General features: G+C 31.7%; 13 protein-coding genes. 3 read left to right on the plus strand and 10 right to left on the minus strand.

Annotated features, from left to right (window positions below; genetic code table 11):
- Window positions 1-9: 9 nt before the first annotated feature.
- From E0F91_RS10895 to E0F91_RS10905, 3 genes are all read right to left on the minus strand, one after another.
- Window positions 10-2,595 (minus strand): phosphoenolpyruvate carboxylase, encoded by a 2,586-nt coding sequence (locus tag E0F91_RS10895; RefSeq protein ID WP_132066569.1) that lies wholly within the window; start codon window positions 2,593-2,595, stop codon window positions 10-12.
- Window positions 2,596-2,695: 100 nt separating this feature from the next.
- Complete coding sequence (locus E0F91_RS10900; protein WP_066082003.1) at window positions 2,696-3,175, minus strand: Lrp/AsnC family transcriptional regulator; 480 nt, start codon at window positions 3,173-3,175, stop codon at window positions 2,696-2,698.
- 76 nt (window positions 3,176-3,251) lie between these two features.
- Window positions 3,252-4,406 (minus strand): M14 family metallopeptidase, encoded by a 1,155-nt coding sequence (locus tag E0F91_RS10905; protein WP_132066570.1) that lies wholly within the window; start codon window positions 4,404-4,406, stop codon window positions 3,252-3,254.
- A 311-nt stretch (window positions 4,407-4,717) separates the two neighbouring features.
- On the opposite strand from E0F91_RS10905, the gene E0F91_RS10910 reads away from it, so the two are divergent.
- Window positions 4,718-5,194, plus strand: coding sequence for a helix-turn-helix domain-containing protein (locus tag E0F91_RS10910; RefSeq protein WP_132066571.1), 477 nt, complete (start codon window positions 4,718-4,720; stop codon window positions 5,192-5,194).
- 44 nt (window positions 5,195-5,238) lie between these two features.
- On the opposite strand, the gene E0F91_RS10915 is transcribed toward E0F91_RS10910, so the two are convergent.
- Entirely contained in the window at window positions 5,239-5,793 is a 555-nt protein-coding gene (locus E0F91_RS10915) for a 1-acyl-sn-glycerol-3-phosphate acyltransferase (protein WP_132066572.1), read from the minus strand.
- 61 nt (window positions 5,794-5,854) lie between these two features.
- On the opposite strand from E0F91_RS10915, the gene E0F91_RS10920 reads away from it, so the two are divergent.
- Both E0F91_RS10920 and E0F91_RS10925 read left to right on the plus strand, forming a co-directional pair.
- Window positions 5,855-6,520, plus strand: coding sequence for a spermidine synthase (locus E0F91_RS10920; RefSeq protein ID WP_132066573.1), 666 nt, complete (start codon window positions 5,855-5,857; stop codon window positions 6,518-6,520).
- Between the two features lie 102 nt (window positions 6,521-6,622).
- Window positions 6,623-7,333, plus strand: coding sequence for a potassium channel family protein (locus E0F91_RS10925; RefSeq protein WP_132066574.1), 711 nt, complete (start codon window positions 6,623-6,625; stop codon window positions 7,331-7,333).
- A gap of 1 nt (window position 7,334) precedes the next feature.
- On the opposite strand, the gene kdsB is transcribed toward E0F91_RS10925, so the two are convergent.
- The 6 genes from kdsB to E0F91_RS10955 form a co-directional block, all read right to left on the minus strand.
- Complete coding sequence (gene kdsB, locus E0F91_RS10930; protein WP_132066575.1) at window positions 7,335-8,060, minus strand: 3-deoxy-manno-octulosonate cytidylyltransferase; 726 nt, start codon at window positions 8,058-8,060, stop codon at window positions 7,335-7,337.
- A gap of 44 nt (window positions 8,061-8,104) precedes the next feature.
- Window positions 8,105-8,992, minus strand: a complete 888-nt coding sequence (locus E0F91_RS10935) for a restriction endonuclease (protein WP_132066576.1) — start codon at window positions 8,990-8,992, stop codon at window positions 8,105-8,107.
- A 283-nt stretch (window positions 8,993-9,275) separates the two neighbouring features.
- A complete protein-coding gene (locus E0F91_RS10940) occupies window positions 9,276-9,551 on the minus strand; it encodes a Txe/YoeB family addiction module toxin (RefSeq protein ID WP_132066577.1) in 276 nt (91 codons plus the stop codon).
- Window positions 9,542-9,748, minus strand: coding sequence for a DUF2683 family protein (locus tag E0F91_RS10945; RefSeq protein ID WP_132066578.1), 207 nt, complete (start codon window positions 9,746-9,748; stop codon window positions 9,542-9,544). Before E0F91_RS10945 ends, E0F91_RS10940 begins: the two co-directional genes overlap by 10 nt.
- A gap of 88 nt (window positions 9,749-9,836) precedes the next feature.
- Window positions 9,837-10,667, minus strand: coding sequence for a 4,5-DOPA-extradiol-dioxygenase (gene ygiD / locus E0F91_RS10950; protein ID WP_132066579.1), 831 nt, complete (start codon window positions 10,665-10,667; stop codon window positions 9,837-9,839).
- Between the two features lie 83 nt (window positions 10,668-10,750).
- Complete coding sequence (locus E0F91_RS10955; protein ID WP_132066580.1) at window positions 10,751-12,172, minus strand: ATP-dependent DNA helicase; 1,422 nt, start codon at window positions 12,170-12,172, stop codon at window positions 10,751-10,753.
- Window positions 12,173-12,196 lie beyond the last annotated feature (24 nt).

The following is a 12,196-nucleotide window of genomic DNA, read 5'->3' on the forward strand; positions in this document are numbered from 1 at the left end:
TTATATTATTTAAGCTGAATTTCTACTAGCATTTGTGTTTCCAAAAAGAGAACGAGTCACTATTTTTTCATATACTTTTATCAAAGCTTCATCAGGTGATTTTTCCTTGTTCAACTCGTTAATTCGTAACAAAGCATATTGCTGTATCGTTAACAATGGCAGTACTATACGTTCTCTTATCTGTATCGATGCTTTACCATCAGGATAATTTTCCATTAGCTCTTTGTGACCCGCAATTTTCAAAAGCAATCGTTTTGTTTCTAAAAATTCGTCATAAATAATTTGCCAGAATTCTCCAAACTGTGGATCTTTTCTCATATAAGCCGTTAATGGAAAAAATGATTTAGCCAATGACATCATACTATTTTCCAACAAGGTTTTAAAGAACAAAGAATTATCATATAAATCTTGGACTTTATTCCATTGGTTCGTATCCTCAAAATGTTTTAAAGCACTACCAACACCAAAAAATCCAGGTACATTTTGCTTCAGCTGACTCCAAGAACCCACAAAAGGAATGGCTCGCAAATCAGCAAAATCTAAGTGTTCTGATTTACTTCTTTTCGAAGGTCGACTTCCAATATTCGTTTTAGCGTAGTACTTTAGCGTACTCATTTGTTCTAAATAGGGGATAAAATTGGGATGATTCTTAAAACTTAAATATTTTTCATATCCTAAACCTGCCAATCGATCTAATATACCTTTTTCCTCTAAAGTCAACTCATTATCTCCTTTGCCAAAAACCTGATTGGTGACACCAGCACTCAATAAGTTTTCCAAGTTATACCTGCAAGAATCTAAAGTCCCAAAATTAGAACTAATAGTCTGCCCTTGCACTGTAACCTGAATTTCATTATTCTCAATATTTGGTCCTAAGGACGCATAAAACTTATGTGTTTTTCCACCACCACGAGCGGGCGGACCGCCACGACCATCAAAGAAAATAACCTTAATTCCATATTTTCTAGATACCTCTGTAAGCTCTTCTTTCGCTTTATAAATACTCCAGTTTGCCATAAGATAACCTCCATCTTTTGTACCATCAGAAAAACCAAGCATGATGGTTTGCTTATTATTTCTATTAATTAAATGTTTTGCATAAGCCGGATTAGTATATAATTTTTCCATAATGGCATGCGCATTTTGCAAATCATCCACTGATTCAAAAAGAGGAATAATATCAACTGTAGGATCCTCCCAATTACTCAAACGAAAAAGCGCAAAGGTTTCCATTACATTAAGCGCACTTTCATTATTACTAATGATATAGCGATTAGCACCAAATTCTCCGTTATTTTGTTGAATTGTTTTGATAGCTTGAACAGATTCAATAGTTAAGCGTGTCAATTCATTTTCAAAAACAGCGGGATCAAGATTCCCACTAGTATTTGACAAGACCTTAAATTTTTCTTCTTCGGTTAATTCAAAATAATTTTTTGGAAAAACAGATTCATCGGTTTTCAAATAATACGTGACGATGTCATTAAACACGGAATCGTGTATTTTACTATTTTGACGAATATCTAAAGAAGCAAAATGAAATCCAAATAAATTCACTTTTATCAGAAGTGCATCCAATTCATCTAAATACAACGACTGATGTTGATCAATAATAATTTGTTTAATTTTACTCAACTGCGATTTAAATTCGTCAAGAGTAATGAAAATTTCTCCTTTTGAATAAAAAACAGATCTATAAAGTTTTTGTTCAAGCTGATTGACTAAAGTATCTACACCAGAGAAAGTTAATTTTCTTTTTAAATCTCTCATTTCAATATAATAACATTTCAGAATAGACGTTCGTAAACGCTCTGCTACTTTCAATGTAATCTCTGTAGTTACAAATGGATTCCCATCACGGTCACCTCCGGGCCAAAATCCAAGCTTAATTAATGGATTTTTTATTGAGTTTCCTTCAAAAATATTTTTTTGAAGATAATGAACCATCTCACCAGAAGTATGATAAAACACATTTTCTAGATACCAAATCAAGCTTACTGCTTCATCAAAAGGATTTGGCTTTTCATTTTGAATAAAAGGGGTTTTACCTAATTGCGCTAAAAGTTGCTTGATATCTAATAAATTATTATTGCGGATTGCCTCTGTTAAATCATTGATAATACCAAGAACTGCTCCAGGATAAAACTGTGTAGGATGAGCTGTTAAAACCGTCCTTATATTGAAATCTTCTAAGAAATCAATTAACTCCTCTTGCTTATTTTTTGCATCAGACTTCTCTTTTATATCTCGAAGAGAACCTCTACCCTCCATATTATTAACAATTGGAAAAGCAGCATCTTCGATAGCATCAAATAATACGATTTGGCGCTCTATATACTGAATAAAACGAAACATGATGTCGATTTTATCAGCCTCCGAGGCATTATGCAAATACCGATTAGCAAAAAAATCAACTATTTCTTTAGGTGTTTCTTGTTTTTTGAAGCCTGTATCGCAAATATCTGAAAATAAAGGAAGTAAAGCTCCTGTATTATCTATAGAATGAAAAGGTAGCGTAATAAAGACACTATTGTAAATATTATATTTAGACAGAACGTCTTGATTAAAACGTTCAATTTTAGGTAGTGTATACATAGTTGTTTAGTTGTAGTTGGTTTAGTTAGTTGGTTTGTCATAAAAAAACCCCAAGAATTAACTTGAGGTTATATTTATTATATAGCATATTCAAGACTAATTACATATTTTTGAAAATAGTATGCATCAAGCGCTTCTTATCATTAATGCTTTCTTCTAGTGAAATCATAGTTTCAGTTCTATAAACACCATCTATATCATCAATCATAAAGATAACATCCTTAGCGTGCTTTGTATCTTTAGCTCTAATTTTACAGAAAATATTAAATTTCCCTGTTGTAACAGACGCAACTGTAACATAAGGAATTTCATTAATTCGCTCCAAAACAAATTTAGTTTGAGAAGTATTGTTTAGAAAAACACCTACATAAGCAATAAATGAATACCCTAACTTATCATAATCAAGAACTAATGAAGATCCCATTATAATACCTGCGTCCTCCATTTTTTTCACTCTGACATGCACGGTACCTGCAGAAATCAATAACTTTTTTGCAATATCCGTAAATGGAACTCTTGTATTGTCTATCAACATATCTAAAATCTGGTGATCTACTTCATCTAAACGAAATTTACTCATAACTCTTAAATTAATATTATTAATTGCTTTAACAAAGTATAAAAATATACATAAAAACAACAAAATGACATAAATATTATATTTTTATCATTCCGTTAACAACTTTTATGTTATTATCTAAACAAAAATCAGTTTTTTGGTTTAATTTAGGAATTGAATCAAAATCATCTTTATAAAGTGCTCCTTTAGCATCGTATTCAAAATGACCAAAATAATTTTCTAAATCGCCTATCTGAACAACGTAGGCATTAAAACAAATCTGATTTTCAATTAACTCTTCTTTGTATTGTGATGCAAAATTGGTGATTATTTCGATACCATCATAATTTATTTTGATGTTTTTATATATAAAATCATAAAAAACGACTTTATTTTGAGGAATATTCAAATATTTGTTAATTCCGTTGCTAACTATAACGTTTTCGCTCAGTGTAGTAAAACTCAGAATTAGTGCCATAAAAACATATTTGCGCGTTTCTTCTCTTTCGTAATCATTTGCAAAATGCCCTGCTTCAAATAATAATGTCGGTACGCCCAAATATTGAAACGTATCTCCTATGCAGTTTATATTGAACGAATCGTCAAAACGCCCAATTTGACCCAGTAAATACTCCTGAAGTTCTCCATTAACACTGGCAATCAAATTAATAGCCTTTAATCTGGATTCGTTTATTTCTCGTTCTTCATTATAAGAAGGGGCTAAAAATGACAATGTAGCTGGTTTTCCAGTATCGCTTACGCCAAAAATAGTGCGTTGATCATGCAGATTAAAACAATAATCCGGTTTAAAAGTTTCAAAAACTTCTCTTAAAAGTTTGCTTTCAGGCTGTGTAAGGTCTTGTGAATCACGATTTAAATCTACTTTGTTCGCATTTTCTCTGGTATATAACGCAGCACCATCTGGGTTCAACATCGGAATACTGTAAAAAGTAAAGGTGCTTAATAATTTTTGTGCTAATTCTGAACCACTATGCAAGACATTTAAAAAGTCAAACAACGCTTTTGTAGTTGTACTTTCATTTCCATGCATTTGCGACCAAAGGAAGATTTTAGTTTTACCTTCTCCAATTTGATACGAATAAATCGAATTTGCTAAAACTGATTTTCCAATAATTTGTAATTGATTATTCGTATTTAATTTTTGCAATAACGGTTCAATCGAATCCAAAGTAATGTACCTACCTTGAATAGTTTCTTCTTTATATTGACTAAATAATAATTCTAAATTCATGCTGTTTTATTTGATTTACAAAAGTAAACATCTTTATATTTACATTTGTAAACAAGTCTCAATTGAAATATTTCAACACTGTAAACATTTATTTGGATTCTAAGTTAGTCCTTTGATTGCTTCTAGTTGACAAATGTTATCTAACAAATAATAACTAATTATAATTCATATTATCAGTTAATTAAAGTTAATTACATGATGTTATACTTTATAATATTTCATACAATTAATGCTATTTACACTTGTAATTTTGGTATTCTCTTTGATTTAGATTACATTTGTAAATAGTCAATTCGTAAAAGCAATTTACAATGGTAAACATAGAAGATTTCATAAAAAGGTTAGAAATTATATTGGATTATTATAGCTTGAATGCTTCTTCTTTTGCTGATAAAATTGGTGTACAGCGTTCCAGTTTGTCTCACCTACTTTCAGGTAGAAACAAACCGAGCTTAGATTTTATTCTTAAAATTTTAGAGGTTTTTCCGGATGTAGATTTGTATTGGATTTTGAATGGAAAAGGAACTTTCCCAAAAAATTCGGAGCAGTTGGATAAAAAAGAAAAAAGCGTTGATCAAGTTGTAAAACAGAATAGTCCTACTCCACCAAATCCAGAGAACATTCCTGAGAATTTATTTTCCGAAATAAAAATCCCAAATCCAATTCCTGCATTGGAAACAAAAAAAATAGAAAATCAAAATAGCGCTAAAGAATCAAATTCTGATGCCATTGATAAAATCGTAATTTTTTATAAAAATGGAACTTTTAAAAGTTATGTTCCCGATTAAAAAAAATAACCCCATTGCGAAATTTCGAAATGGGGCTCTCCTATTTATTCAAATGAAAATCCGTTTTCTGAGATTTTACCTTTTACTCCTTTATAATGTTTCTTCAAAATTGCCATATCACTTTCGATATCTCCAGTTGGTGAAACTGGATTTCCTAAGTTCACTTGTTTTCTTCCAAAATCAAACGTTACAGGAATTATCGGTACATTTGCTTTTAAAGCGATATAATAAAATCCTGTTTTTAATTCGGTAACTTTTTCTCGGGTTCCTTCTGGAGCAACAGCCAAACGAAAAATTTCTCTCCTCTGAAAAATAGCTGCGATCGAATCGACTTTATTCAAACCGCCAGAACGATCCAGTGGCTCTCCTCCCATATACCTAAAATAAAATCCGAAAGGAAAGCGAAACAATTCCTTTTTACCCACCCAGTTCATTTCTAATCCGGTTATTCCTCTGGTAAAAATTCCCAAATAAAAATCATGTGCACTTGTATGTGGCATAACCATCATCACACATTTTTTGATATTTGCATCAATTCCTCCAACTATTTTCCAACCCATGAGCCTGAAAAATATCCATTTATAAAATTGTTTCTTCATTCTTTCTTATTTACCACAAAATAAATAATTTAAATCTTATTTTTGGGTAAAACTGCCTCTAATGATTAAAAAAATATTTAGTTATCTCCTTCCAATAAAAATTTATGAAACAAAATCTTCGTTGAGTAAATCAATCGAAGTGACTTGGTCAAATGGAGAATTAGTTTTAGATTCTGAAAATGCCAATTATTCGTATGGTAGTTTGCAACGTATTTTAAGATTAGGATTGAAAAACATTGGTTATGAAAAAATAGTTCCTATGAAACATATTCTTGTTTTAGGAGTTGCTGGCGGAAGTGTTATCAAAACATTAGTGGATGAAATAAAATATAAAGGAAAAATTACCGGAGTTGAAATTGATCCCGAAATAATTAAAATAGCCAACACCTATTTTAAATTGGATGAAGTGAAAAATCTTGAAATTGTAATAGACGATGCTTTCGAATTTGTTTTAAAAACCAAAACCAAATATGATTTAATTATTATTGATATTTTTCAAGATACTACCATGCCGAATTTTCTATTTGAAACTTTTTTTATCCATAGAATTTGTTTCCTACTCAATCGCAAAGGCTTCATTTTATTTAACACGATGATTTTAACTGATTCACAAAACAAGAGAAATAAAAAATATGTAGCCGAGTTTTTCAACCCTCAATTTAAAATAAGAACAATCCCGAGACTTGAAATTCACAACGAGCTGATTGTTATTGAAAAATTGAATTAAATGAATAATTATAAGTTGGTTTTCAAAAATTTGTAATTACATAGTAACATAGCAACACAATTAATTGTACACTTACATAGTATTATTTAACACTTTGGTGGAATGAAAAAAATTATAAAAAAATTGCTTTTAGGGAAACCATCTCAAGGTGCTCAGCCTCAATTCAATCCCATTCAAAAACGGATTCAAAACATACAATCCATCTGGAATAACGATCATCAGGAAGACAATGGAATTGAAAAAATTGTACGGCTAATGTTGGCCTCTTCGCAATTACTTTTTCCTGGAATTTACATTAAATATTGTGCTAGCAAGAAAGGAGTTGAATATCAGGATCTGGCATTGGATTTTTATGTTTTATTAAAAGTGATTTTTCCAATAGTGATTTTAATAAACCAGTGGCAAAATCAGCAATGGATTATTTGGATTCTTGTCTATGTATTTTTGGAAACTGTTTTTTACATTCCAACATTAATTTTTGCCTCTGATTTATTCTCAAAACCACGCTCATACAAGAGATCCATGTTGTTGCTTTTCTTTAATTATTTAGAGATTGCATTTGCGTATGCCGTCTTTTACTCTGTTGGAAATTACATGAACAGGCCGTTTTTACATTGGTTTGATTCGGTTTATTTTAGCATTGTAACCTCTTCTTCGATAGGTTATGGCGACTATCATCCCGTAACTACCATTGGGAAATTTCTAGTGACTACGCAAGCGTTATTGTTTCTATTCTTTATTGTGCTTTTCTTGAATTTCTTTTCTACCAAAGTAAAAACGAGAGGCTATTTTGATCATGAAAATCAGAACTAAATCACAGCATTTTTCTTGCTTTTTCTAAGTCCTCTGGAGTGTCAATTCCAATTCCAACATGAGAAGTTTCAATCATTTTGATTCGTTTTCCAAATTCAAGATAACGCAATTGCTCTAGTTTTTCGGATGCTTCCAAAGATTGCATTGGTAAACTGTAAAAATCTATTAGAGCTTGTTTTCTAAACGCATAAATCCCGATGTGTTGCATGTAGCGAACACCTACATTTTTCTCTCTTGGGTACGGAATTACCGAACGTGAAAAGTATAATGCAAATCCATTTTGATCCACCACTACTTTTACATTGTTGGGATTATTGATATCATCTTCATTTGTAATTTCGCGCATCAAAGAAGCCAAATCCACTTTCTGATCCAAATCATTTCTAAAAACTTCAATGACTTTTGCCAACGGTTCCGCATCGATAAAAGGTTCGTCACCTTGCACATTAATCACGATATCAACGTCCAGTTTTTCGATGGCTTCCGCAATTCGATCACTTCCTGATTCGTGTTCCTTGATACTCTTGATGGCTTTTCCACCATGAGAAACGATTTCGTCATAAATTAAATCCGAATCTGTTACCACAAAAACATCATCAAATAATTTAGTGTTTATCGCTGCTTCATAGGTTCTTAAAATGACCGTTTTGCCTCCCAAATCCTGCATTAGTTTTGCTGGAAATCGTGTTGAGGCATAACGCGCGGGAATGACTGCTATTATTTTCATTGTTCAAAATATTTCTAAATGTTCTAAATTTACATTTTAAGATTTTATTGCTCTACAAAAAAGTCTTCATCAAGCTGTTTAATTTCATACACTGATTTTATCTGAATGCCAACATTAAACTCATGCATTAAATCCACTAATTTCAAACCATCCAAAAGTATAATTTTATGATGTGCATTTTTAGCTTTTTCAATAGCTCCTTTATCAAAAATTGAAGTAGTTACAAAAACTCCTTTGTTAGTATCACCACTCATTGCACCAATAAAATTTCTTATATCCTTTTCTCTAACTTTATTTTCGTTAAACCTTTTTGCTTGAATGTAAATTTTATCCAAACCTAGTTTATCTTCATTTATAATTCCATCTATTCCACCATCAGAAGATTTAGAGGTTTCTATAAAATCACCATATCCCATTTTTTTCAACAGAATTAAAATTACTTTTTCAAAATAATAAGGATCTATTGTTTTTAGTTTTTCCAACAAATCATTTTTCACTTCAGTTTCTATTTGACTAAAGCCTTCGTCTATTAAATCTTGCGGTGAAGAATTTTGGATTTTGACTATATCCTCTTTATCTGATTTTTCCTTACTATTTTCTTCACGATAAAATTGAAGAATACTAGAATCATCCTCAATACTTTTTAAAGTTAAGTTTGATCTATGATTTAAACCTTTTTCTGTAATTTTTACATTTCCTCTTTCAGGATAAATGATATATCCACCTTTCTTGAGATATGATTTTCCCCAAGCTATTCGATTATTGATTAATATTTCTCCTGATTTGGTTTTTTCATTTAATAGTTCACTGGACAAAGTAGAATAGTATTTTTCGATCACTAATCTCTGCATTTCTCTTGTATGAAGAGTTTCGCCGTTGCTCAAGATATCTAAAATAGGACTAAATGTTTCATGAAATTTTGGGATATCCATAATATGTACTTGAATTATAAGAATAAGTAATTCGCAAAACGCTAATTTACAAAAAAGAGCAAATATAAGATTTATATTATGTTATACTTGCCAATGATAAATAAAATGAAGATTCAAAATTTTATATCAAAATAATGTAACTACCATGTTTTTAACATCCAATGTAATTTTAAAATTGAATTAAACTCAATGGTAATTATTTAATCTTCAATAAATTTACAAGGATTAAGATTTTAGTTACGTATAAAAAACAAACCCCACTTAAATGAAGTGAGGTTCAATTTTAAATATCCAAATCCGTATAATGTCCTTTCAAGCTATGAACTAGCAGAATTCCCTCATCTGGAATTTCATAAACAATTCGATGTTCTTCATTTATCTTTCGGGACCAAGTGCCTTGTAAATTATATTTTAATGCTTCTGGCTTACCTATTCCTTTGAATGGCGTTTTCAGTATATGAACAACCAGAAGCTGAATCTTTTTTTGAATCGCCTTGTTACCCGATCTCTTCCAAAAATCTAGCTGTTCAAGTGCTTTTTTGGTGAGTTTTACTTCCATAAATCCTCAGAAGAGATAGTAGTGCATTCGCCTCGCTCGTATTCGGCTCTACCTTCTTGAACTGATTTAACAAAATCAGGATTGTAAGGACTATCTTCTCCTTGTACAGTAATATTTTTAACTCCTTTTAGATGTTCCAAAAGTGTTTTAATAAACGAAATGTGTTTTTCATCAACTTCAATAGTTATTGTACTCATGATAATATTTTACAAAGTGACTTTTAATGATACAAATATAATAAAAAACAATCTTTTTTGAGAACCAATAATTCCTTAATTAACTAATCTACATAATCTTCACCGATGTCATACTCAACGAACCACCCAATAATTTATCATTAAACAAACTCAATTCTTCTTGTTTTCCTTTTAGTCCCAAAGTGTAAATCAAAGGTAAATAATGTTCTGGCGTAGGAATGGCTAATTGAAAAGCCCTGCTTTGCTTTTCGAAATCAATCAACGGTTGGAAATTTCCGTCAATTAGATAGTCATTTATAGTTGCTCTGGCTTCAATTGCCCAATCATATCCATAATCGTCTTTATCAAAATCCTGAAAATCGACCATTCGCAAATTATGGATAATATTTCCGCTGCCTACAATCAATATTCCTTTGTGGCGTAACGCACTTAATTTTTGAGCTAAATCAAAATGGTACTGGGCCGGTTTGGTATAATCAATACTCAACTGAATCACGGGAACATTAGCTTCGGGATATAAATGTTTAATTACACTCCAAGCTCCGTGATCTAAACCCCATTCTTCATCTAATTCTATGGCTGTTGGCAATAATAATTGTTGCGTTTCTATGGCTAATTCGGGACTTCCTATGGCAGGATATTGCACATCGAACAAGGCTTGTGGAAAACCTCCAAAGTCGTGAATGGTTCTTGGCATTTCCATTGCGGTAACTTTTGTACCTTTGGTAAACCAATGCGCCGAAACACACAAAATGGCATTGGGCTGTGGTAAGGTTTTAGCCAAATTTCGAAAACCAGTCACAAACTGATTTTCTTCTATCGCGTTCATCGGGCTACCGTGTCCCAGGAATAGCACCGGCATTTTTTCGGTATTCGAAAAAGAACCTGATATTTTATGTAAGTCGTTTAATGTGTTCATAGCTGTTTTTTTTACCGCAAATTCGCAAATTATATATTTTAACATTAAATAGAAAAATTTGCGAATTTGCGGTTATTTTAAAATCATTCCACAAAATTCTCATCCTTAAACCCTATCAGATATAATTTATTTTTAGCTCTCGTCATTGCAGTGTACAACCACCGAATATAATCTCTATTGATCCCATCCGGTAAATATGGTTGTTCTATAAAAACCGTATTCCATTGACCACCCTGTGATTTATGACAGGTTATTGCATACGAGAATTTAACTTGTAATCCATTAAAATATTCATTAGCCTTTACTTTTTGGAATTTTTGGAATTTGGTTTCGCCTTCGTAATCTTTTAAAACCTCTTGATACAATCGGTTTGATTCTTCAAAGGTTAGAGACGGTGATTCACTTTTTATGGTGTCCATTAATAATACCGTTTCAAAAGGTATCTGATTAGGGTAATCGATCATTCTAATTTTTACTTTGGCAAACTTAAAACCATACAATTCTTTGATGTTAAAAATTTCCAATATTTCGATAATATCACCATTGGCAATAAAGCCGGCTTCGTCAGAATCTTTCAACCAAAAATAATTATTCTTTACCACCATCAAGAAATCGCCTGTTGATAGTTCACTTTCTTTATCGAGGATTTTGGTTCTGATTTGCTCATTATATTGATTCGCCCTTTTATTGGAACGAACAATAAAAGCGGTGTCTTCGATGCTATAATTACTGTAGGCGGAATTGATGGCATCCTGAATATCGTAACCATCGGTCAACCGAACAATATCTTTGAATTTTTTGACATCAAATTTGAATTCGTCGATGAAAGAATCTTTCAACAATTCTCGAAGTTCCGTTGCATTATGCAAAATCCCTGAATTTTCTTCCTGACGCATGACTTCGTCCAACTCAATATGCTCCACTTCCTTATCATAATTCATTCCCAAAGTGCGAATGTCTAAAGCGGGACTGATGTCTAAATTCACCGGAGGCAACTGGGCAGTATCACCCAATAAAATCATCTTGCAATTGGTTCCCGAATATACATACGAAATCAAATCATCTAATAAAGAACCGTTTTCATACAACTTCGAATCGAAATTCGTATCTGAAATCATCGAAGCTTCATCGACAATGAAAATCGTATTCTTGTGTTTATTTTGTTGTAACGTAAACGAAACGCCACCACCGGAAGATTTCTTGGGAAAGTATATTTTTTTATGAATTGTAAAAGCCGGTTTGTTCGAATAATTGGCAATTACTTTAGCCGCACGACCCGTTGGCGCCAGCAAAACATATTTTTTATTGATGTCTAACAAACTATTTACAATCGTAGAAATAACGGTCGTTTTTCCTGTTCCTGCATATCCTTTTAAAACGAAAATGGTTCTGTTATCAGTTTCGGTTAAAAAAATTGCTATTTTTTGAAAAAAAACATCCTGTTTATACGTGGGTTGAAAAGGGAATTTTTTTTGTAAAAGACTATAAAACAGGGAGGAATTCATGTGGAGTTGCTTACTATAAAATGA

It is taken from the genome of Flavobacterium sandaracinum, from assembly GCF_004349135.1.
Classification (GTDB): Bacteria; Bacteroidota; Bacteroidia; order Flavobacteriales; family Flavobacteriaceae; genus Flavobacterium; species Flavobacterium sandaracinum.